Genomic DNA, 22,695 nt, shown 5'->3' on the forward strand with positions numbered 1-22,695 from the left:
GTTGTTGTTGCGGTCCTAGGTTCACGTCTCTCCTCTCCTCTCCTCTCCTCTCCTCTCCGTGTCCCACCGCAGCGCTCGCCACCCACCTCCCGCTAACACACTAACTCACTACCTACCCACCACACCGACCGCCTCGATCTGCCCACCACAAACTGCCCTACTCGAGTAGCCCGACCCCGCACATTACAGCACTCCTGCTCGCACACCACAGCACTGTTACCCACACATCCAGCAGCTCCGCCCGCTCGCTCACAGCACCGCTGCCCACAGCGGGGTACACGCTCCGACACGTGTCTCCGCAGCGTCGCACCGCTTTGCCGTTCGTGTCGGCAAGTCGCGACGTTTTTGGCCGCCTGCGATGACGAATGGATATGGCTGATACCCCCGCGTGCGCCTCGCTTACGATCCGCCGCGTCGACCAGTCCGATGCGCCGGCGCTTGCATCCCTCTACCGTCGTGCATACCAGACCGCTGCCGACAACGGCTTTCCGTCGAGCATGGTCGATATCGAAGCCGAAACTGTCTCCTCGTGGCTCGAGCGTGACGCGACGACCATCCTCGCCGAAACCGCGGACGACGAACCGGCTGGGACCGCCCGCCTGCTCGAAGAACGCGACGTTCCCTACGCCGAACGCCTCGCAGTCCACCCCGACTGGCAGGGCCAGGGCGTCGGCAGCCACCTGATGGACCGACTCGAGTCCATCGCCAGCGAGCAGGGCTACGACCGCATCCAGCTCTCGACCTACACCGGTCATCCGTTCCTCCTCGAATGGTACCGTGATCGGGGCTACGAGCGGACGGGTACTCGAGAGATTACGGATCGACCGTACGATATGTGTTCGATGGAGAAGTCACTCTACGCACCTCGCAGGGAAGGTGTGAGCAGCAGTCGGTAAATCACGTTCAGTATCCAATCGATATACTAGCCAAAAGACTACGAACGCTCATTGGGGGAGATGTGAGTCAATTATATGTGCGGCGGTGCGAATACTCTGGTATGACCGTAGGACCAGCGATTGACGACCTTCACTTCAGTCAGGAACCCGACGTGGACGAGGTACCGGGGCCGAAATCGAACGAACTCCGCGAGCGCCAGCGAAACGTCGACAGCAACGCCGTTGCGTATCCCCGACGCGTTCCGATCGCTCTCGACGAAGCGCGGGGCGCGACGATTCGGGACGTCGACGGCAACACGTTTCTCGACTTCTTCGCAGGAATTGGCGTCCTGAACGTCGGCCACTCGAACCCGTACGTGCTCGACGCCGTCAAGTCACAGCTGGACGATGTTGCGCATACGATCGACTTCCCGACAGAGGCGCGAATCGACCTGATCGACAAGCTACGCGAGATCGCACCGGGTGGCCTCCAGGGTTCGAGTAACGTCGTCTTTGGCGGCCCGAGCGGGAGCGACGCGATTGAGGGCTCGATCAAGCTCGCAAAGCACAACACCGGTCGCCACGGTATGCTGGCGTTCGAAGGTGCGTACCACGGCACGACGGCCGGTGCGCTCAGCCTCACCGCCGGCAAGAAGTACAAAAAGAACTACAGCCCGCTGCTCGCGGATGCCGTCCACGTCCCGTATCCGGACCCGGAGGGAACTGAGGGCGGAATTTCCGTTGATCGCGCGCTCGACGCCGTCAAGCGGAAGTTCGAGGACCCCTACGGCGGCCACGAGTCGCCGGCGGGGATCTGGGTCGAGCCGATTCAGGGCGAGGGCGGCATCAACGTCCCGCCGCAGGGCTTCCTGCAGGGGCTGCGCGATATCGCAGACGACAACGACGCGCTGCTCGTCGTCGACGAGATTCAGACTGGTTTCGGCCGCACCGGTGAGTGGTTCGCCTCGGATCACTACGACGTAACGCCGGACGCGATCACGATGGCGAAGGCGCTCGGTGGCTCCGGACTCCCGATCGGCGGCATGCTCTACCACGAGAAGTTCGACACCTGGGGCCCCGGTGGCCACGTCGGGACCTTCCGCGGCAACGCACCCGCCATGGTCGGCGGCATCCGCGCGATCGACTACATCGAGTCGCACGACCTGCTCTCCCACGCGACCGAACTCGGCGAGTACATCCGCGGCCGCTTCGCCGAAGTCGCGGAAACGACGCCCGAAATCGCGGACGTTCGTGGCAAGGGACTGTTCGTCGGCGTCGAGTTCGTCGACGAGGACGGCGCACCGGCCGACGACCTCGTCGAGGAGATCCAGACGCGCTGTTACGAGAACGGCGTCCTCGTCTGGAGCGCCGGCCGCCACGGCAACGTCCTCCGTCTCATCCCGCCGCTCGTGCTCACCGAGCAGCAGGCCGAGATCGGGACTGACATCATCTGTGCGGCGATCGACTCGAGTACGAGTTCGAACTGATCCCGATTCGGTTCGGGTTCTCGAGTACTGATTTACTTTCTTGTCAGCCGGCAGGTCGGTGGCTGACCGGAGACTGGTGGGTAGCTGATCGCATGTTGGTCAGTAGCTGTCCAAGGCTGATCGGATTGGCTGGCTAGTCCTCGGCCGACTGCTCTTCGAAACTCCCTCGTTCTCGCATCATCGAGGTCCCCCGTTCGACCCAGCGGCGGCGATAGAAGACGACGCTGAGGTAGCTAACCCGGAACACGAAGTCGAGGACGACGGCGACGTACGCCGCAGCGACGCCGTATCCGAGGACGACGCCGAACACGTAGGTGAAGCCGAGCAGGAACACGAACGTCCCGATAACGCGGGAGACGAACGGAACGACCGTTTCACTCCCGCCCCGCAGAGAGCCTGCGAGCGTGAGATACGCCGCGATAAACAGCGCGGCGATCGCGTACGCCTGCGCGAAGCCGACCGCGTAGCCGATCGTCTCCGGTTCGCGCGTGAACACGAGGACGAACTGCTCGGCGAAGAAGAATAGCAGGCCGCAGAGTCCGCCGATGGTGAGCACGCTCAGCGACGTTGCGGCGATCCCGTTGTAGTAGGCGGTAGACGCCTCGTTGCGCCCGAGTGACTGGCCTACCATGATGTTCGCCGCGACGCCGTAACCCCGCGCTAGCGGTGAGGCGACCTGCTGGTACATCCGCCGCCCGATGTGGTAGGCGGCGTTGACCTCGGTGCCGAACGCGAGCAGAATGGCGTTGAACGGGAACTCGGCGATCATTTCCGTGATGCCCTCGGCGATTCGGGGCCAGCTGATGAGCACCAACTGCTTCGTGATGACGAGTTCGCGCGGGGCGACGAACTGGATTTCGCTGCGTGGCGACCAGAGTATCGCGAGGAAGGTCAGCGCGCCGAGCGTGTCGGCGATCGCGGTCGCGACGGCGATTCCGATGACGGTCAGCTCCGGCAGCGGGCCGAGGCCGAAGGCGAGGGTAACCGTAAGGGCGATATTCAGTGCGTTAACGGCACCGTTGACGTACATCGGCGTCTTGGTGTCGCCGGTCCCCTGGATCGACCGGGCGGCGATAAAGTTGGTGTGGATCGCCGGGGCCGAGATCATGATGATCATGAGGTAGGTGCTACCGTAGTTGATCACGGCCTCCATCGCGCTTTCTTCGGTGAGCGCCCCGAGTACGCCGATCGCGTACTCGTTGAGCAAGAGGCCGAACAGGATGAACGGGATGCCGCCGAGGAGCCCGATCAGCACCGCCTGCGAGACCGCCTGGTTTCGATTCGCCGTCGCGTCGGCGCTCGTGTCCTGACTCGAGAGGGCGATCGCTCCGTCGCCGATTCCGATCCCGAATCGGAGCGGGAATCGCGCGTAGATATCCGCGAGGCCGACGGCTGCGACCGCGGCGGGAGAGAAAAAGCCCGCGACGATCAGGTCCGTCGTCCGCATCAGCGTCCGCAACACCTGTTCGGCCATCACTGGCCACGAGAGGCTAAACACGCGCCGCCAGACGCGCCAGAACCGGCGTTCAGCCAGCGACAGCAGAACGATAAACACAGACCGATTTCCCACCTTCGGGAATTAAACGTTGAGTTGTCGGAAACGTGACCCGGATCGTCTGTATCTCGGGTGTCGGTCCGCTGCGTGTCTCGGTCGGTGAGCCCAGGGCCTGGGTCTGACCGGGTCGAGACGAGTGCCCTCCCGAGCCTATTCGTTGCCGTCGTCGTACGGCCACCGCCCGCCGATCTTCAGCTCCTGTACGTACCCATCGTCGATCATCGTTTTCGTCTCTTCTTGAGTTCGCTGTGGGAACTCGCGGTCAGCCTCCGCAGCCGTGAGCGCCGCTGAGGCGATAAGTACCGACAGCTCTCGCAGGTCGCGAACGTCTAGCTTGTCCAGCGTGTCGGCGTGCGTGTGTCCCCAGCCGCGGCCACTCGAGTCGGATGTCGACGACGTCATCGACGCTGGCACGCCCTCCTGGACGAACGCCCACTGGTCCCCGTGCGGGCTGATGGTGTCGCTCGTCGACAGCGGCACGTCGAACTCGTCCGCGATTTCCTCGAACAGCGTTTCAAGCGCACTGAACTCGTTGGCGTTGACCCGGAGATTCCGGGAGTTCCCGGCACCGTCGATGTTGATAACGCACTTGACGTTCGCGAGATCTTGCGTCGTCGCGGAGTGATAGGCACCCTGCAGTCCGATCTCCTCCGAGCCGAACGGGACGAACCGAACGCGGGTCTCGAGTTCGTCTTCGATCTGTGTGAGCAGCCGTGCGATCTCACAGACCAGCGCAGTGCCCGCGCCGTTGTCGTTGGCTCCCTCCGAGATGTCGTGGGCGTCGACGTGGGAGGTCACCATCACGACCTCCTCGGTGTCCGGCCCGGCTTCGCCGACGACGTTTACCGAGTCGGTTGGCTCGTTGCGGGCTTCGACATCGAGTTCGACGGTCAGCGGTTCCGACGCCGAATGGCGCAACAGTCGCTGGCCAACTTCTTTCGAGACGCCTACGGCCGGGATGGGTCCGGGACGGTTGTCGTAGCCGATTTCGCCGGTCGCCGGCAAGCAGCCCTCGACGTGATTGCGGAAGACGAAACCGACCGCGCCGCCCTCGACTGCACTGACGTACTTTTCCATTCGGTGAAGCCTGCGGCCGTAATCGCTGGGCGTCTCGCTCGAGGCCATCGCCACCTTCCCCTCGAGTTCGGCATCTTCGAAGTCTTCCGGATGTCCGTAGCCGACGTCGACGAGTTCTGCCGCCACCATATCGCTCGGCGTCCCCGGCAGGGAGAGTACCTGATAGTCGGCCGCGAACGTTTCCTCGTGTGTGCCGCTCGTCGACAGCGTGGCAGGGCCGCGCCACCAGCCGTCGATCTCGAACTCGTCCAGGTGGACATTTCGCAGCCCGATTGTTTCGAAGGCGTCCCGAACGCGCTCGGCGCCCTGGCGTTCGCCTTCCTGTCCGGCCATTCGATTTCCAACGTCGACCAGATCTTCCAGGATCTCCCAGTGGAAGGTACTGGTGTGTGCGTCGCCGATCACTTCGGTGGGGAGTGTCGTCATGAGTAGGTGCCTGTAGGGCTGTCAAAAGAAGCTGTGGAATGCGGAAGTCTCACACGGAGTTCGCCCGGCTTCGTTGTGTTCGAATCGGACCGGATCACAGTCCGCCTGTCGGTCCACGTCGATGGTTCCGGGATCCATACGTTCAAACGAACGGCGTTGCTGAACCAGAGTATGACACGAACTGTTGGACGCTATCTGAACGCTCGCGGAACGAGAGGAGCGACAGTTGCTCCTGATGGTAGTCTGGCCTTTCGCGCTGACACCACCGGGACGATGCAGGTCTGGACGCTCGAGGAACCGGGCGGCTGGCCGACCCAGCAGACGTTCTACGACGAGCGGGTTTCGTTCGTCGACTGGTCGCCGAGCGGCGACGTGATCGCGTTCGGCAAGGACGCCGGTGCCGACGAGCACGACCAACTGTACCAACTCGATCCCAACGACCGCACGATCGACCAACTGACGGACCGGCCGGATGCGATCCACGAATGGGGCGGCTGGAGTCCCGACGGTGACCGGATCGCGTTCACTGCCAACCGCCGCTCCACCGCCGACTTCGACGTGTACGTGATGGATATCGACACCGGTGAGGACGGGACTGCCCACGGAGACGCGGCCGACGCCACCGAACCGACGCTCGTCTGTGAGGGCGACGGTCGCATCAGCGTCGTCGGCTGGAGTCCGTCCGGCGACCGACTCCTCATCAGAAACGCCCACGCCAGTTCGGACATCGACCTCTCCGTCGTCGACATCGATAGCGGCGACCGTCGACACGTCACCCCGCACGAGGACGCTGCTCGATACGGCCACCCCACCTTCGGCCCGGACGGCGAGGCGATCTACTGTACCAGCGATCGCTTCGGCAACACCCTGGAACTGATCCGCATCGATCTGGGGACACTCGAGTGCGACCCAGTCGCTGTCGGGGATCAGGAACGAAACGGGAACGGGAACGGGAGCTGGAGTATCGACGAGTTCGAACTCGATGCGGCCACTGGCCGGATCGCGTACGCGCGCAATGTCGACGGCTACTCGGAGCTATTCGTTGGCCGGCTTCGAACACCAGTCGAGGCAGACACCGTCCCGGTCGAGGTGCCGGACGGCGTCGTCTCTGGGCTGACGATCGGCCCTGCAGGAACCCGAGCGGCGATGACGGTTTCGTCGACCAACCTGAACTACTCGATCTATGCCGTCGAGTTGGAGACGCTCGCTGACGGTGGGACACCAGCGGTGGAGCGCTGGACGGTTCCCTCCGCCGGTGGCGTCCCGCTCGAGCAGTACCACGAGCCAGAACTGATTCGATACGAGACGTTCGACGACAGGGACATTCCGGCGTTCTTCACCCTTCCTGACGACATGGAAGCGGGAGCGAGAGCCGGGAAGGGAGAGGGAGATGGGAATGGAACGGGGAAGACGCCAGTAATCGTCGACATCCACGGCGGCCCACACTCCCAGCGACGCCCGTCGTGGCGAAACCGCCCCATCCGCCAGTACTTCCTCGACGCGGGATACGCCATTTTCGAGCCGAACGTCCGCGGTTCCTCGGGCTACGGGAGCGAGTACGCCGCGCTCGACGACGTCGAGAAACGGATGGATTCCGTTCGGGATATTGCACACGGAGTCGAGTGGCTCCGCGACCACCCGGCGATCGACGCCGACTCGGTCGTCTGCTACGGCCGGTCCTACGGCGGCTTCATGGTGCTCGCGTGTATCACCGAATATCCCGATATCTGGGCGGCCGCCGTCGACTTCGTCGGCATCTCGAACTGGGTGACGTTCCTCGAGAACACCGGCGACTACCGCCGACCCCATCGCGAGGCAGAGTATGGGTCACTCGAGTCCGACCGCGAGTTCCTCGAATCGATCAGCCCAATTCACCAGGTCGATCAAATTTCGTGCCCGCTGTTCGTCCAGCACGGCGCGAACGACCCGCGTGTTCCGGTCGATGAGGCCCGACAGATCGCCGACGCCGTCGAAGAACAGGGTATCCCTGTCGAAACCTGCATCTTCGAGGACGAAGGCCATCACACGACCAAACTCGAGAACCGCATCGAGCAGTTCGAACGGATCGGTTCGTTCCTCGCGGAACACGTCTAATTTCGGATCGACGCGTCGTCTTCACCAACCGCGGAACCGTTCTCGACCCATATTCTTCGGCCCCCGTCGAGCACTACGACAATTTGTGGAGCGAAAGCGAGCACCACGCCGGCTGCTGACACTCGATGTTCGCCCGCCATCCAAAAGTACCTATGCAGAATACTGTTACAGATTTAGGTACTTCTGGACTTCTCTACTCGAGAGCAGCCTCTACGGCGAGAGCAACGAGTGCAGAACTGCACCAACGCCAATACTCCTCCCACACGTCGGCCAAGCGCTAGCCCTACCCATAGCTATTCGACTGTGGACCGACAACCCCACGACGAGCAATGACAAGCATCGACGCAGATCGGTTTCGAGAGACGTTCGAAACGTACTCCGACATCGGTCGCACCGACAACGACGGTCTCCACAGGCTCACGCTCTCGGACGCCGACGTTCGCGTTCGTGACCAGTTCGTCAACGATCTCGAGTCGCTCGGACTCGACGTTCGTATCGACGAGATTGGGAATATATTCGGCCGGCGAGCGGGAACCGATCCCGACGCCGCGCCGGTACTGATCGGCTCCCACCTCGATTCCCAGCCCTACGGCGGGCGATTCGACGGCCAACTCGGCGTTTTGAGCGCACTCGAGACGCTGCGCGCGTTCGACGAACACGACGTCGAGCACCGCCGTCCCATCGAACTCGTCAACTGGACCAACGAGGAAGGATCGCGATTCAAGCCGGCGTTGATGGGCAGCGGGACCTTCGTCGGCGAGTTCAGCGTCGAGGAGACACTTGCCCGGACCGACGCCGATGGGACGACTGTCGAGGAGGCACTCGAGTCGGCCGGCTATCGCGGCGACGCCGAGTGCGGGCCGCGCGAACCGATCCACAGCTATCTCGAACTCCACGTCGAGCAGGGACCGGTACTCGAGGAGCACGGCCAGTCGGTCGCGGTCGTCGACGGAATCTACGGTATGTCGTGGCTCGAGGCCACGATCGAGGGAACGGCCGACCACGCCGGGCCGTCGCCGATGCACTCGAGACGCGACGCGTTGGTTGCGGCGACCGACGTGGTACAGGGAATCCGTCGACTCTCAAATCGCTACGACGACGTGGTGACGACCGTGGGTGAGCTAACGGTCGAACCGGGTTCGATCAACGTCATTCCGTCCGAGGTGACGTTTACCGCGGACGTCCGCAGCTACGACGACACTATCGTTGCTGAACTCGTCGAGCGCGTCGAGTCCGAACTCGAGGCGGCCTGTGCGCGCGAGGGTACCGAGTACGAACTCGAAGAAATCTGGCGGATCAAGCACACGGAGTTCGCCGAGTCAGTCCGGACTGCTGCCCGCGAGGCGGCCGAGGAGGCGGGTGTTTCCCACCGGTCCATGGTCGGTGGCGCCGGCCACGATGCGAACTATCTGACCGAGGTGACGGATGCGGGGATGCTCTTCGTTCCAAGCGTCGACGGCCGGACTCACAACGAGGACGAGTTCACGGAGTGGGAGGATGTGGTCGCGGGAGCGAATACGTTCGCGGAGACGACGCGTCGGCTGTCGCAGTAGCTTCGGATCCACCTCGTTTCACAGCGCGAGCGAGTCCACGCAGTACATATACTATAACTGACCTATGTGTCTTTATTTCTGCGTGCTGTTATATTTGTACACGTCGTCCTCCTCGAGTACGGTGCACCTGAACGGAGTCGGTATCGCGGTCGGAACTTGGTCCTGAAGTGCAGTGGAGGGTGGGGACACGAGTGAAGTCGACAGTCCGCTGCCGTCAGCTTGGTCGGTCTGTTACTGTTTGCGTTCGCCGGCAAACCCGAACCCGAAAGCAATCACTATCCGTGGTGCGTTCGTGTCGTGCGGACAGAGAGCAATGGATCGACGCGCCGTCTGGCTTCTCTGTCTCGGTCTCGTCGGCATGCTGGCCGTCTCAGTGGCCGCTCCGGCGCTGCCGACGGCCGTTTCGATCGTCGACGACGATGCCGTCGATTCGCCAGAGCCGAGTGACGAAGCCGAATCGATCCTCGACGACCAGTTCGGCGAACCGGAGGAAGCCGACGATGTCGAGAACCCGCTGCCGGTCGAATGGCTCCTCCTCGGTGCCGGCCTCGTCTCGCTGCTAGTCCTGGGTCGTGCGTTCGTCACCAATCCGGAACAGGGGCGAACGATTCTTGCAAGCACAGTCCTCATCGTCGTCGTGATCGGCGTGCTGTTCGTCTTCGATCGATCCGGGCAGATCGGTGAGACGGCCACCACCGGTCTCGTTCCCGAGTCGTTCCCGCTCGCCGTCGGGGCACTCGTCGCGTGTTTGACTGTCCTCGCAGCAGCATTCGTCTTCTCGCGTGACGACGACCCGGTCCTCGACAGTCCGGATCGGATGGACACCCCCGTCCCGTTGCAGTCACCGACCCAGCGGACCGCGAGCGTGTCCGACTCAGTCTCCATCTCGCACGCCGCTGCGGACAACGACGTGTATCGAACCTGGCTGCTGGTCGCTGAGACGGTCGGAACGGACAGCGATGCCGCCGCGACGCCGGGCGAAATCCGTGATCGGGCGATCGAACGCGGCCTCAACCGCTCGGCGGTCGACGAACTGACTCGCCTGTTCGAAGCCAGCAGGTACGACCACCGTTCCCCGACGCCGGACCAGGAACGTCAAGCACGTGCGCTGGCAGCGGACCTTGCACTCGAGTCGAGTGGCGCAGGCGATTCACTCGAGACGGAACTCGAGATCGAACCATCAGTGGAGGAGTCCAATGAGTGAGATGGCCGACGGAACGGTCAGATACGTTCGATTCGCGATGGTTCTACTCGCCACTGTTGCGATTGCCGGTGGTGGTACCGTGTTGCTCGCGACCGACGTTGTGCTGGCTGTCCTCCCCTACGAGGCGGTCGTCGCGCTCGAGGTGTTCGGCCAGTTGGGCTTCTATCTGGTGTTGCTCGCCTTGTTAATACAGAGTTACCGCATCGTCCACCACCGGCTTCGGGCCGGTGAGTCAGCGGCGACGCCGCCGGACCGCGACGCTGCGAGTCGGGTTCCGACGCCCGGTGACGAGGTGTACCATCAGCTCACGTCGGTATCGGACCGTTCGGATCCGGTGTACGAGGCGATCAGAGATCGATTGCGAGCACGTGTCCGTGCCACACTGGTGGCTACCGAGGACCAGACGGACCTCGATTCGGCCGAGGCAGTTGCAACCGGTGACTGGACGGCCGACGACGGTGCTGCGGCCGTGCTTGCCGAGGATGAGAGTCCACAACCGACGTCGTTCGAGGACCGTGTGCTCGCCGCTCTGGGTGTTACAGACGTTCTCGCGCGCCGTGAGCTTCGTCGGGCAATGACTGCCGTCGGAGCGCTCGCAGGGGCGGCACCTGAGTCCCGGCGACCAACAGCTGTTTCACCACTTGATCCGACAGCACAGTCCGAAACTGCGGATCGGGCTGGGGGATCGACCACGAATGACGAGACGAGCGACGATGCCGAACCGACGCCGGCTGTGACGACTCGCGAGACGGGACGCTGGGTGGGTATCACCGTCGTTGCACTCGTCGGAATCGTCGTCGGTGTGCTCTACCAGCAGCCCGCAGTGATCATGTCGGCTGGCGTTGGAATCGGCTTTGCGGCCTATTCGCGGCTCGGTTCGGTCAGCGTGGATCCTCCGGACATTGCAGTCGAGCGCAGCGTCAGTGACACCCAGCCCGAACCAGGCGACTCGGTTTCGGTGACGACGGTGGTTCGAAACGAGGGCGAGCGTCGCCTCGCCGACGTACGGATTATCGACGGCGTGCCGCCCGAACTGGCCGTCGAATCCGGCTCGTCACGGGCGGCGACGACGCTTGCACCGGGTGCGACGGCGTCGGTACGGTATACGGTAACTGCCCGCCGCGGACGCCATCAGTTCGATCCGGTGCAGGTTTGCTGCAGAAACGCGAGCGGATCGGTCGAAACGGACGTTCGGGTTTCGCCGTCGACTAACCAACCGACCGCAGATACGACGACCGCAGACACGACGATCACGTGCCTTCCGACGCTGCAGTCGCTTTCGTCGGGCGTCGACCAACTGCTCGCTCACCGCGGTTCAACGCCGTCCGGCCCGCTACAGACGAACGATCCAGGCCCTGGAGTCGAATTCCACAGCGTCCGCGAGTACCGTTCTGGCGATCCGATGCAACGAATCGACTGGAACCGCTACGCACGAAGCGGCTCACTGGCGACGGTTTCGTTCCGCGACGAGCAGTCGGCGACGGTCGTCGTCGTTATCGACGCCCGCGATAGCGCCTATCGAGCACCCGACGAGACGACACCGACACACGCCGTCGACCGGGCTGTCGACGGTGGGGCTGCCATCTTCGGTGCGCTACTCGATGCGGGACACGCTGTCGGCCTCGCGTCTGTCGGCCCCGAACCACTCTGGCTCAAACCGGGAACCGGTCGTGAACACCGGATCACTGGCCGCACTCTGCTCGGCACGGCTCCGGGAGTCAGTCCACAGCCGCCCGAGACCCGGTCTGTCGCTGGGATGGCTGCGAATGCGGATGCGGAGGCGGAGACGGGGACGGAGACCGAGGCGGAAACTGATACTGATACTGATACTGATACTGATACTGACACTGACAATGACATTGACACCGGCGCTCTCGACACCGACACCGACACCGATACCACATCGAACCTCGATACCGACCTCTCCCAGTTCAACCGCATCTCCGCAGTATCGACACAACTCATCTTCGTCTCACCCCTCTGTGACGATGGTGCGCTCGACCTCGTTCGCTCACTGCACTCGAGTGGATTCGCGCTGTCAGTCGTTGCGCCGGATCCGACGACGGTGGATGGGCCGTCGAGGGCGCTTGCGCGGGTCGAACGCAGGGAGCGAGTGCAACGGCTCCGGTCGGAGGGAGTTACCGTGGTCGATTGGAGCTGGGATGATGACCTTCTGACTGCGCTGGGGGGTGGCCGGTGATGAGCCGGAAGGCCGATTCGCCGGCGACGGTGAGTTCGTGGAGTGCGATCTGTTTTGCGGGCGTCGGCTGGAGCGTTGCGGTTCCGTACTCGATCCATGCGACGGCTCTTTCGACGGTGGGCTGGCTTGTGCTCGGACTGGCGCTACTCGCTGGCGACCGGACGACGCTAACGACGGGTGCCGGCGTGCTCGTCCTCGGTGGGTTCGTCGCCGCTGGAAACGGTGCGTCTATTTCAGCTGTTCTCGTTGCGGTAACGGCGTCGATCCTCGCGTGGGACAGCGGTCAGAACGCGATTAGTATCGGCCGTCAACTGGGTCCGTCCGCTCCGACCGTTCGGGCTGAACTCGGTCACATTCTTGCAAGCCTCACCGTTGGGAGCGCCCTCGTTCTGGTTGGGCTCGTTACAACCCGTCTGGCAGGCGACGTCCAGCCGTTGATCGCGGTCGTTCTCTTCCTCCTCGCAGCGAGTGTCGTCACGCTCGTCCTCGGCCCGGAAGCAGTACTCGACGTGACTCGGTTCGGGAGTGAGGATGCTACGTCTGATGCGAGCGAGCGATAGTCATCACTGCGCTTCTGGACCTGCTTCTCCACTAAATGAAAATTTTACGAAATACCTAGTTATAATCGTACTTAGTGTGAAAGTACGCGCCAACTCTCGGTTTTTGACCTACTTATGGGAAAGATTTATATATCGCCTCTGTATCTTGTATGATGATGTCTTGCAAGGACGGTGTTTCACGACGAGACGCATTAAAGCTAGCTGGAGGGGTCGGGCTTGTTGGTCTCGCTGGGTGTCTCGGTGATGGTGATCAGACCGATATCACAGTTGGCTCGTCGTCGTCCGGTTCGACGACGTACGACAACTCACAGGCAATCCAGCGAGTTGTGAGCGAACAATCCGATTCGATCAACTTCATTACACAGGACGCCGGCGGTGACCCGCAGTCGATGCGACTGTACGCCGACGACGAACTGAACGCCTACTCGACGGGGAACTTCATCCTCAATCAGGCGTTGACGGACTCGGGGCCGTTCGAGGAGCCGGACAACATCGATACGTTCCCACTGCACGGCTTTTCACACCTCTCGCTGAACCTCTATTGGGTTGCACTGGAGGACAGCGGGATCGAGACCACCGACGACCTGTTCGGTGCCGATATCTACGCGCTCCCTGCTGGCTGGGGGCTTCGGGATCTGACCGAACAGATGTACGGTGAAGTCGGTCTCTGGGAGGAACTCGAGGAAGGGGTCGTCAACTTCGAAACCAGTGAGGCGGCGAGTGCGATGGAAGAGGGTCGCGTCGATGCAGCGGTCGTCTACACGTCGAACTACGATGCACTGCCCGCCTGGGCCGTCGAAGTCGACGCGCGGAACGACATCCAGATGGTCGAGATGACCGACGAGTTCGCCGAGGCAGCAAACGAGTTCGCAGGCGCGGGATACGAGGAACTCGATGAGGCACCGGGCGGTTGGGATCAGGATGTCGACATCGGCGCAGATTCCTACCCGACGTGGACGGAGACATACCCGTACATGTTCGACCCAGACATTTCGGACGAGGTCGTCTACGACCTCATGGAGATCTGCCACGAACACTACCAATCGATGCAGGACGCACAGCCTGCAATCCTCGACTACTCTGATCCAGAGAACTTCACGTTCGCTCTCACCCACACCGACGAAGTCGGTGTCCACCCCGGCGCCGCCGACTGGTACGAAGACAACGGCGTCTGGAACGACGACTGGACTCGAGGCGAAATCTAACCGAGTGACGACGGGACGAACACGGAATATATGGTTTATTCAACAGCTGATAAGAACCGGCTCGATATCGCTCGCGATGCGATCACGCTCTTTGCGATCGTTACCTGGGTGTGGATCCTCTACTACGCGTTTACCCAGCAGATGGATCGCATCCTCTTTACCGTCATCTTCCTCGGTGCGATCATGCTCGTCTACCTGGGAGACGAACTGATCGACGCGATCGAGGACGGAAACACACTCGACATCGTTCTGATGAGCGTCTCGAGTATCGTGACGATCGGGACGACGGTGTACATGTATACGTTCTACGAGACACTGCTCTCGATCCGAGTCGGGACCGCCCTGACTCACGAGTACGCGATCGCTGCGGCGTTCGTCCTCGTAGTGTTGTACCTCTCGTACCGCGCCTACGGGCTGACGTTCCTCGCAGTCATCGTCGCTGCGATCCTGTATGGAGTCTACGGGAACTACGCACCCGGTATCCTTCGCCACGGCGGATTCAGCCTCAACCGCACGGCGAACATTATGGTGCTCGACTTCCAGGGAGTCTACGGCTCGATCTCCCGGATCATCGCGACCTGGGTCGCGTTGTTCCTGCTGTATGCAGGACTGATGCGCGGCTTCGGTGCGTTCGACCTCATCATGCGGCTTGCACTGCGTGCCGCAGAACTCGTCCGGTCGGGTGTTGCACTCTCTGCGGTCACCGCGAGCATCATCATTGGCTCGATTACCGGGAGCCAGGCCGCGAACACGGCGATCACTGGCTCGTTCACGATTCCGCTGATGAAGGAGAGTGGGATCGACTCAGAGGTGGCCGGCGGCATCGAATCTGTCGCGTCGACCGGCGGACAGATCATGCCGCCAGTGATGGGCGCAGCGGCGTTCGTGATGGCGTCGTTGCTCGGCATCACGTATCTGGACGTGCTCGTCGCCGGTCTCATCCCGGCTGCGATCTTCTACGGGTCCGTCATCATCGCCGTCCACTACACGGGAACCGAACAGCTCCGCGGGCAGGACCTCGACGTCGCAGTGACGAATCACTTCGACGAACGGCTGACCCGTCGCCAGCTCGCAGTTCAGGGCGCTCGCTTCGGAATCCCGTTCGCGATCCTGATCTGGACACTCGGTGTCCTGCAGTGGACGGTGCTCACATCCGCGCTCTACACCGTCGTTGCGATGCTGCTCACCGGCTTTGGCTTCCCACTCGTTGCGACGGTTGCCAACGGTGGCGACATCAAAGCGGAGTTCGTTGATCTCCTCGGGCAGGCCGCCTTCGGCTTCCGCGAGGGGGCGATTATCCTCGCACCGATCGCGATCATCATCGCCTCGATCAACGGCGTCGTCGACATCCTCGAGGCGTCGGGCGTTCCGGGCGTGCTCTCGCTCGCCCTGCTCGACCTCTCCGGTGGCGTGATGATCGTCGCGGTCATACTCGCGATGATCATCTCGATCATCCTCGGGCTCGGCATGCCGACGGTGGCAGCCTACGTCGTCGTCGCAGCGCTGATCGCCCCGGCGCTCGTCCAGCAGTTCTTCGTGCCGGATCTCGCCGCGCACTACTTCGTCCTGTACGCGGCGATTCTGTCGGGTCTAACGCCGCCGATCGCGATTGCCGTTGTCGTCGCGACCGGGATCGCCGACAGTAACTTCTGGCGCACCTGCTTCGAGGCGCTGAAGATCTCGGCACCGATCTACATCCTGCCGTTCGCGTTCATCTACAACCCCGAACTCGTCGTCGGCGGCTGGGGGCTCTGGACGTTCGCGTCGGGACTGATCGCGCTGATCGGCGCGTTTGGCGTCTCTCACGGGCTCAACTACCACGGTAAGTTCTTCCACCCGAGCCCGGCCGTGGTCTACCCCGTGAAGGGCGTCTACTTCGTCGCAGGACTGTTGGCCATGGTGTTCCCGAACACCGCGGTCCGCCTGGCCTGTGTCGCGCTCATCCTCGTGCTCGTCACAGCCCAGCTTCGCGAGCCGATCCTTGCCCGGTTCGGCAGCGGCTCGACCGCTGACTCCGAACCCGTCTCCGGAACGAAAGACTAGCGACCCCACTCCCTTTTCCGGCGTGTCTCACGCCGTCCGTTCGTCCGTTTCGCTGTTGCTTGTCGTGAGTCGGTTACCTGCTTCAGTTCCCTCTCTATCCCGTCTGCTTCGTCCGGTTCACGAGATCTGCCTGACCGTCTGAGCCGCTCAGTCCACTCAATACGTCCGATTTGCCTGGGCCGCCTGATCCGCCTAATCGGTCTGATCCACCTGATCACCCGGATCCACCCGAGTCACTCGAGTCACCCGAGTCACTCCATCCGTTTCCCTGCCCTCCCTCCCCCATCAAAAATCAGTTCACACCGCAGTCGAAACGCTACTCTAGCACGCTACGGCAACCGACCAGTCAACGCCTCACTCGCCGGCGCAAACGAAATCGTCGATCCACTATCGTTCTCGAGTGCCCGCTCGTAGAGCATGTACGCCGCGGCGACGGTCTCGATCCCCGTCCCGCCGCTGTCGAACACCGTAATCTCCTCGTCGCTCGTCCTGCCGGGCGCTTCGCCAGCAACGACCTCGCCCAACTCGGCGTGGACGTGGTCCTCCGTGATCGCGCCTTCCTCGAGTGCGGCGAGAAATGCACCGGCGTCATAGGTGGCTCGCTCGCGTAGATCGGGGACGTAGGTGGCCCGTTCGATCGTCGCCGTATCGAGTTCGCGACTCCCCTCCTGGTACTGCCCCATCGCCGTTACGTGGGTGCCTGGCTCGAGATCGTCACCGTCGAAGACCGGTTCGCTCGCTTTCGTCGCCGTGATGACGATATCCGCGCCGTCGAGCGCGGCGGTACTCGAGTCCACCGCACGAACGTCGGCCGAGAGCTGATCGTCGAACTCGTCGGCGAACGCCTCGCGGTTTGCCTGTGTCGGTGAGAAGACGCGAACGTCGCTGAGGTCACGGACGGTTGCGGTGGTATGGAGTTGGCCGCGTGCTTGCGAACCGCTGCCGATGACGGCGAGCGTCGTGGCATCGTCGCGGGCGAGTTCGTCGACGGCGACGGCACCCGCAGCGCCGGTTTTGAACGGGTTCATGCTCGCGCCGTCGAGGACGGCCAGCGGTTCGCCGCTCTCGGCGTCGAATACGGGTGTCATGAACCAGGCGTTGCCGGCACCGAAGCCGGAGCTGTACATGTAGCCGCCCATCGCGCCGGTGTCGGGGAGCAAGGCGGCGTAGCTCGTGAACATCCCGTCCGGATCGGTTCGGTTGAACTTCTGGCGGGGGTAAGCCGGTGCACCCTCACCGACCTGCCGGTAGCCGTCTCGAACGGCGGCGACGTAGTCTCCTGGTGATGCGAGTCCGTCGATCTGTTCGCTGGTGAGAAACAGGGTCTCTGCTCCCGTCTCTGCTTGGGTCTCGGTCATACACAGAGTCTCTCATCCCGCATAAAAAAAGGCGCGTGATCCGGCGACAACGGCTCACGTTGTTCCGTTCCCAACGCTTCGGTGATATCGGACGAACTGTGTCGTGTCAGTTCCTGCCATCGCGACTCCGGTACTGCTGTCGTTCCCAGATAGGATTTTGTTGTAGCACGGCTTGCAGACAATATGACGACAGCAAAATGGCTGCTTTCAGCACTTCTGCTACTACAGACCCACTTTGCAGCGTCGTATCTCGTGCCGCTAGACCGGGATGCCCAGCAAGAGTTTGGCGGCCTCTTGCGGTGGGTCTGGCCGTGGAGTGATGGCGACAGTGGGCTGTTCGGCCAGCTTGTGGTGTCGGCCGACTTACCGCTTATCGGGCTGTTCCTTGCGCTAACCGCGGCAACGCTCTCCTTTTGTGCTGCGCTAGCGGTGGTCGAGTTCTGGGTGCCGTTCAGCTGGTGGCGGATACTGGCTGGCAGCGGGGCCATCCTCTCGCTCGTCCTGATGGTGGGCTTCTTCAGCGCGCCGAAGCTGTTGCCGATCGCCCTCAACACCGTCATTTTGTGGACTGTCATCGTCGAGTGGCTGTAGGTCTGCCCGCCCGACCCAAAACCGTCTCGTCAGAATCAGTGATACGTCAGCTTGAGCTCGATTTCGTTTGCTGCACCCAGCAACAGATTCGGCAACTCCTCTCGGAAATACGTCTCCGTCAACCGCCTGGCCGGTCCCGCCACGGCGACAGCCCCGTAAATATCGTCACCCAGAACGATCGGTGCGGCCACGCCACGAACTCGCTCGTGTGACTCACAATCGTTGAACGCCACGCCGCGCTCACGAACCGTCTCGAGGTCCGCCTCGAGTTCCTCGCGCGTCGTGATCGTCTGTTCAGTGACCGCCGGCAGGCCACGGTCGTCGATGATTTCGTCTCGCTGCTCTGCGGAGCGGTGTGCGAGCATCACTTTCCCCGCAGCCATCGTGTGCAGCGGCTTTTGCTTTCCAATCCAGGCGTTCGTCGGCACTCCCTGCTCACCAACCCGCCGATCGACGTACACCGCCTGATTGTTCTCCTGGGCGAGCAGCCCGATCGTTTCACCCGTCTCCTCGACCAACTGCTCGAGCACCGGCTCGGCGCACTCGAGTAGCCCGTCGTAGTGACGTTTGGCCCTGATACCGATGTCCATGAATTTGAGGCCGAGCCGGTAGCCCGCTTCGTCCTCGACGACGTAGCCGCTCGCTTTGAGTGTCGCGAGGTGTTCGGAGGCGGTGCTGTTTGCGATACCGACTGCTGTCGCGAGCTCCGTCAGCCGCGCGTGGTCACGCTCGGCGAGCGTTTCGATGAGGGCGAATGTGGTCTCTGTCGCCCGGATCCCCCCTCCAGCCTCGGTATTGTGTGACATTCTCTCGGAACATGTGGTAACAGGACCATAATTCTGCCGGTGCCGCCAGTCGTGTATAAACAACACGTTGAGAGTGTATTCGGACTACTGCTTGCGGTCCCACTTGTATCATGTTCACAGTTATTCCGCTGTTTCGACGATGGCGAATACCTCATTGACGCCCTCCCGATCCTATCACGCTGTATGGCGAGCGAGCCAGACTGTGCTACCCTATGACGGACAGAAATTACAGACGTACATCCGTAATACATGCTCGCTGCCATGTTATGACTAGACATACACTGTACCGATGCTCACTGAAGTTGTGTCTATTCCACACGTCCGCCCAGAACACGCCTCGGTCTGGTTCCGATACGATCGTTTTCCGCACTGTTCGTTCGAATATGACGTCCAACCGACTATCACTGACACATTTCGGCTCTGGCGAAACAAGCCTATCGTTGAATCTGACCCGAAATGGAGTCGTTTTCGGGGGTATACCAATCTTTAATTGCTCGTACTGCTATCGTAGGGCCACGTGGTACCCGATCCGTCGCGTTCCCTGACCGCACTCTCCGAGACAGTCGCTGCACTCCGTAAGGACGGCCGCGGGTCGATCCTGCTCGCGCTCGCGGGTGGCTGGTTCCTCTCGATGGGCGTTCGAATGATCTATCCGGTACTGCTGCCCCACCTTCGGGAGGCTTACGGGCTCGATTTGACGACCTCCGGCCTGCTGTTGACGGTTCTCTTTCTCGCGTACGCGATCGGACAGTTGCCCGGTGGAATGCTCGCCGACCGAATCGGTGAGCGAACCGTATTGACGCTCAGTACGGTCGTCGCCGCGATCACGCTCGGCCTCGTCATCACGGCGAACTCGCCGGCGATCCTCTTCGCTGCGACGGCGCTCTTCGGGTTCGGGACAGCGTTGTACGCCGTCGCACGGTACACGATCTTGCCGAAACTGTACCCCGAACGCATCGGCGCAGCAAACGGCGTCACTGCGGCCTCACAGGACGCCGGCCAGTCCGTACTCCCGCCGCTCGCCGGCGTCATCGCGTCGCTGTTCCTCTGGCAGCTTGGGTTCGGGTTCGTCATCCCCCTGTTCTTGCTGATGGGTGTCATCCTCTGGTTCACTGTCCCGGTCCAGGAACCGGCAGCGGACGACGAGGACGAGTCTGGTCCCCTGTCCGAACGCATCCGCAACCTCCTTGCCGTGCTCGGACAGCGGGCCGTCATCTACCCCACTGCCGTGCTGGTGCTCGGCCTCTGCGTCTGGCAGGCCTTCACGAGCTTCTATCCTACCTACCTCATCGAGGTGAAAGACCTCTCGACCACCGTTTCCTCGACGCTGTTCGGACTCTTCTTCGCACTCGGGATCCTCATCAAACCGCTCGCGGGCGGCGCGTACGACCGCATCGGCATTCGTCGTTCGCTTGTTATCGTCGCAAGCGGCCCCGCAATCGCACTCCTCGCGTTACCGTTTGTCGAGGGGTTCTGGCCGCTGGTCGGGGTGACCGCACTCGTGAGTACACTCCTCGGGTTCGCGACCGTGACTGAGCCGTACCTCCTCGAGACGTTGCCCGAGGAAATCAGGGGTACCGGCTTCGGGATCCTTCGAACGATCGCGTTCATGGTCGCAGCCCTGAGTCCTGTCGCGTTCGGTGCGGCCGCCGACAACGACTTCTTCGATCAGGCGTTTATGGCCCTGGCCGTTCTCGCGGGTGTTATGCTGCTGCTCGCTGCTCGTATCCCAAAACAGTGAGTCGGCTTCACCCGGCCGTCGCCGACTGCTGACTCGTCTCGTCGTGTGTATTGTTCCCAAAGGTCTTTCTCGGTTCACTCACATCCCCTGACTATGCAGCCACAGCCGCTGGACGACCTCACCGTCGTCGACATGACACAGTCGGTCGCCGGGCCTGTCTGTACGCAACTGCTCGGCGAAATGGGTGCCACCGTCATCAAGGTCGAACCGCCCGCAGGCGACAACTTCAGACACCTCATGGGCGGCAGTATGTTCACGCCGTTCAATCACGGTAAGCAGAGCCTCTGCGTCGACCTCAAGTCCGAAGACGGCCACGAAATCGTCACCGAACTGGTCGACGAAGCCGACGTCTTCGTCGAGAGCTTTCGCCCTGGCGTTCTCGAACAGTACGACCTCGACTATGAGTCCGTCACCGAGCGAAACGAGGACGTGATCTATTGCTCGCTGTCGGGCTTCGGCCGCACTGGTCCCTACAGCTCCTACCCCGGCTACGATCCGTGTATTCAGGCAGTCTCCGGACTCATGGCGACGACCGGCTACAGCGACCGTCCGCCGGTCCGCATCCGCGCGAGCCTCATCGACTGCGGAACGGGTGCGAACGCCGCCTTCGCGATCCTGGCGGCCGTCCGCCACCGCGACCGTCACGGCGAGGGGACCGAGATCGACATCTCGCTGTTCGACGTCGCCGTCGCCTGGATGTCCTACTGGGTCTCGCGCTACGACCGCACTGGCGATCTTCCCGAACGCGCCGGCGGCCGCGGAATCGGCAGCGCTCCGAACGGCGTCTTCCCGGCCGGCGAAGATCGGACGGACTACATCTACGTCGCGACGCTCTCCGAAGCGATGTACGAGCGTCTCTGTCATCTCCTCGGCCGCAAGGACCTTCTCGAGGACGAGCGCTTCCAGACCATCGAGGATCGCATGGACCACCGCGAAACCCTTCGCGACGAGTTCACCGCCGAGTTCGAACAGTACGACGTCTGGGAACTCGAGTCGGAACTGCTCGACGCGGGCGTCCCATCGGGTGCGGTTCGAACCGTCGCGGATCTCGTCGACCGCGATCCACACGTCGAGGAGCGCGAGATGCTCGTTGAGTCGTACAATCCGGAGACCGACGAGGCCGTTGTCGCTCCAGCGCTTCCGTTCCGCTTTAGCGCGGGTATTCACGACGGCGGCTTCTCTTCGCGACCGCCGGCGAAGGGTGAGCAGACGGCCGAGATTCTCGAGGCGCTCTCGTATTCGGCGGCTGATATCGACCGGTTGCACGAACAGGACGTGGTCTTTTCGGAGGCGTAGCTGCTGTCTGACTCTCTGTCTCTGTGTTAGCGCTCACACTCGCACTCGCACTCAGTCGGACTCGAGTACAGTCCCAATCATCTCGTCGGACATGTTCGCGATCACGCGACCGTCTGTTTTCACCTCCTGGATCACGAACTGCGAGGAGGTCTCGTTGACGCCGTCGATCTCGACGATGTCGTCGATGAGCGCGTGGAGCTGGTCGTGGGTTTGCACCCGTGAGATGACGATGAAGTCGATGTCTCCCATCACGTAGTAGACCTGCGAGACACCGTCGATTTCGGAGAGTATCTCGCCGATCTCTTCGGCGTAACCGCTCTCGTGGGAGACGGTGACGTCCGTGAACACGAGCATGTCGAGTCCCAGTGCATGCGGATCGATCGTCGCCGACAGCCTGGTGATTACCTCGCTGTCTTTCAGTTTGGACAGTCGGTAGTGGATCGTCGACTTCGAAAGCCCGAGTTCTGCAGCGAGTTCCTCGAGATTCATCTCGCTCGATTGCTCTACTCGCGCGAGGATTTCGACGTCGGTTTCGTCGAGATCGGCTGCCATATCGTCTGTTCGGCGAACTGCGGCTAAAAACCTCGCGATCAGGCCCTGATCGGACTGGACGGCACTGGCGTT

At 62.2% G+C, this 22,695-nt stretch carries 17 protein-coding genes; 12 read left to right on the top strand and 5 right to left on the bottom strand.

From position 1 onward, the window contains the following. Nucleotides 1-371: 371 nt before the first annotated feature. The gene (locus C483_RS08405; RefSeq protein WP_006652927.1) at nt 372-896 is read left to right on the top strand and encodes a GNAT family N-acetyltransferase; all 525 of its coding nucleotides are present in this window, start codon (nt 372-374) and stop codon (nt 894-896) included. A 101-nt stretch (nt 897-997) separates the two neighbouring features. After that, nucleotides 998-2,362, top strand: coding sequence for an aspartate aminotransferase family protein (locus C483_RS08410; protein WP_006652928.1), 1,365 nt, complete (start codon nt 998-1,000; stop codon nt 2,360-2,362). 133 nt (nt 2,363-2,495) lie between these two features. On the opposite strand, the gene C483_RS08415 is transcribed toward C483_RS08410, so the two are convergent. Together C483_RS08415 and C483_RS08420 are read right to left on the bottom strand one after the other, a co-directional pair. Next, complete coding sequence (locus C483_RS08415; RefSeq protein ID WP_006652929.1) at nt 2,496-3,917, bottom strand: MATE family efflux transporter; 1,422 nt, start codon at nt 3,915-3,917, stop codon at nt 2,496-2,498. Nucleotides 3,918-4,067: 150 nt separating this feature from the next. After that, nucleotides 4,068-5,420 (bottom strand): M28 family peptidase, encoded by a 1,353-nt coding sequence (locus C483_RS08420; protein WP_006652930.1) that lies wholly within the window; start codon nt 5,418-5,420, stop codon nt 4,068-4,070. A gap of 171 nt (nt 5,421-5,591) precedes the next feature. On the opposite strand from C483_RS08420, the gene C483_RS08425 reads away from it, so the two are divergent. The 7 genes from C483_RS08425 (at nt 5,592) to C483_RS08455 (ending at nt 16,279) form a co-directional block, all read left to right on the top strand. After that, complete coding sequence (locus tag C483_RS08425) at nt 5,592-7,514, top strand: S9 family peptidase (RefSeq protein ID WP_049912513.1); 1,923 nt, start codon at nt 5,592-5,594, stop codon at nt 7,512-7,514. 329 nt (nt 7,515-7,843) lie between these two features. Continuing rightward, a complete protein-coding gene (locus C483_RS08430; RefSeq protein WP_006652932.1) occupies nt 7,844-9,067 on the top strand; it encodes a Zn-dependent hydrolase in 1,224 nt (407 codons plus the stop codon). Nucleotides 9,068-9,380: 313 nt separating this feature from the next. Beyond that, nucleotides 9,381-10,271, top strand: coding sequence for a DUF4129 domain-containing protein (locus C483_RS08435; RefSeq protein WP_006652933.1), 891 nt, complete (start codon nt 9,381-9,383; stop codon nt 10,269-10,271). Continuing rightward, entirely contained in the window at nt 10,264-12,471 is a 2,208-nt protein-coding gene (locus C483_RS08440; RefSeq protein ID WP_006652934.1) for a DUF58 domain-containing protein, read from the top strand. The genes C483_RS08435 and C483_RS08440 overlap by 8 nt, the downstream gene beginning before the upstream one ends. Continuing rightward, on the top strand, nt 12,471-13,031 hold the full coding sequence (locus C483_RS08445) for a DUF7519 family protein (protein WP_006652935.1): 561 nt from the start codon (nt 12,471-12,473) through the stop codon (nt 13,029-13,031). Before C483_RS08440 ends, C483_RS08445 begins: the two co-directional genes overlap by 1 nt. 326 nt (nt 13,032-13,357) lie before the next feature. Beyond that, on the top strand, nt 13,358-14,236 hold the full coding sequence (locus C483_RS08450; protein WP_006652936.1) for a TAXI family TRAP transporter solute-binding subunit: 879 nt from the start codon (nt 13,358-13,360) through the stop codon (nt 14,234-14,236). Nucleotides 14,237-14,266: 30 nt separating this feature from the next. Next, nucleotides 14,267-16,279, top strand: coding sequence for a TRAP transporter permease (locus C483_RS08455; protein ID WP_006652937.1), 2,013 nt, complete (start codon nt 14,267-14,269; stop codon nt 16,277-16,279). A 329-nt stretch (nt 16,280-16,608) separates the two neighbouring features. Here C483_RS08455 and C483_RS08460 read toward each other — a convergent pair whose 3' ends face one another. Then, on the bottom strand, nt 16,609-17,637 hold the full coding sequence (locus C483_RS08460; protein ID WP_006652938.1) for an ornithine cyclodeaminase family protein: 1,029 nt from the start codon (nt 17,635-17,637) through the stop codon (nt 16,609-16,611). Nucleotides 17,638-17,820: 183 nt separating this feature from the next. On the opposite strand from C483_RS08460, the gene C483_RS08465 reads away from it, so the two are divergent. Next, complete coding sequence (locus tag C483_RS08465) at nt 17,821-18,228, top strand: hypothetical protein (RefSeq protein ID WP_006652939.1); 408 nt, start codon at nt 17,821-17,823, stop codon at nt 18,226-18,228. Nucleotides 18,229-18,263: 35 nt separating this feature from the next. Here C483_RS08465 and C483_RS08470 read toward each other — a convergent pair whose 3' ends face one another. Then, nucleotides 18,264-19,034 carry an IclR family transcriptional regulator gene (locus C483_RS08470; RefSeq protein ID WP_006652940.1) on the bottom strand — a complete coding sequence of 257 codons (771 nt, stop codon included), beginning with the start codon at nt 19,032-19,034 and terminating at the stop codon, nt 18,264-18,266. Between the two features lie 517 nt (nt 19,035-19,551). Here C483_RS08470 and C483_RS08475 point away from each other — a divergent pair. Together C483_RS08475 and C483_RS08480 are read left to right on the top strand one after the other, a co-directional pair. Further along, a complete protein-coding gene (locus tag C483_RS08475; protein ID WP_006652941.1) occupies nt 19,552-20,775 on the top strand; it encodes an MFS transporter in 1,224 nt (407 codons plus the stop codon). Nucleotides 20,776-20,868: 93 nt separating this feature from the next. Continuing rightward, nucleotides 20,869-22,071, top strand: a complete 1,203-nt coding sequence (locus C483_RS08480) for a CaiB/BaiF CoA transferase family protein (protein ID WP_006652942.1) — start codon at nt 20,869-20,871, stop codon at nt 22,069-22,071. Between the two features lie 51 nt (nt 22,072-22,122). On the opposite strand, the gene C483_RS08485 is transcribed toward C483_RS08480, so the two are convergent. Further along, nucleotides 22,123-22,623, bottom strand: coding sequence for an Lrp/AsnC family transcriptional regulator (locus C483_RS08485; RefSeq protein ID WP_006652943.1), 501 nt, complete (start codon nt 22,621-22,623; stop codon nt 22,123-22,125). Between the last annotated feature and the right edge of the window lie 72 nt (nt 22,624-22,695).

The sequence above is a fragment of the Natrialba hulunbeirensis JCM 10989 genome (assembly GCF_000337575.1).
GTDB lineage: Archaea > Halobacteriota > Halobacteria > Halobacteriales > Natrialbaceae > Natrialba > Natrialba hulunbeirensis.

Excerpts from the sequence above, each read along its gene's own strand:
- C483_RS08485 (WP_006652943.1), bottom strand. The coding sequence starts at position 22,623 with ATGGCAGCCGATCTCGACGAAACCGACGTCGAAATCCTCGCGCGAGTA.
- C483_RS08410 (WP_006652928.1), top strand. The coding sequence starts at position 998 with ATGACCGTAGGACCAGCGATTGACGACCTTCACTTCAGTCAGGAACCC.
- C483_RS08470 (WP_006652940.1), bottom strand. The coding sequence starts at position 19,034 with ATGTCACACAATACCGAGGCTGGAGGGGGGATCCGGGCGACAGAGACC.
- C483_RS08425 (WP_049912513.1), top strand. The coding sequence starts at position 5,592 with ATGACACGAACTGTTGGACGCTATCTGAACGCTCGCGGAACGAGAGGA.
- C483_RS08445 (WP_006652935.1), top strand. The coding sequence starts at position 12,471 with ATGAGCCGGAAGGCCGATTCGCCGGCGACGGTGAGTTCGTGGAGTGCG.
- C483_RS08465 (WP_006652939.1), top strand. The coding sequence starts at position 17,821 with ATGACGACAGCAAAATGGCTGCTTTCAGCACTTCTGCTACTACAGACC.
- C483_RS08480 (WP_006652942.1), top strand. The coding sequence starts at position 20,869 with ATGCAGCCACAGCCGCTGGACGACCTCACCGTCGTCGACATGACACAG.
- C483_RS08420 (WP_006652930.1), bottom strand. The coding sequence starts at position 5,420 with ATGACGACACTCCCCACCGAAGTGATCGGCGACGCACACACCAGTACC.
- C483_RS08430 (WP_006652932.1), top strand. The coding sequence starts at position 7,844 with ATGACAAGCATCGACGCAGATCGGTTTCGAGAGACGTTCGAAACGTAC.
- C483_RS08460 (WP_006652938.1), bottom strand. The coding sequence starts at position 17,637 with ATGACCGAGACCCAAGCAGAGACGGGAGCAGAGACCCTGTTTCTCACC.
- C483_RS08435 (WP_006652933.1), top strand. The coding sequence starts at position 9,381 with ATGGATCGACGCGCCGTCTGGCTTCTCTGTCTCGGTCTCGTCGGCATG.
- C483_RS08455 (WP_006652937.1), top strand. The coding sequence starts at position 14,267 with ATGGTTTATTCAACAGCTGATAAGAACCGGCTCGATATCGCTCGCGAT.
- C483_RS08405 (WP_006652927.1), top strand. The coding sequence starts at position 372 with ATGGCTGATACCCCCGCGTGCGCCTCGCTTACGATCCGCCGCGTCGAC.
- C483_RS08440 (WP_006652934.1), top strand. The coding sequence starts at position 10,264 with ATGAGTGAGATGGCCGACGGAACGGTCAGATACGTTCGATTCGCGATG.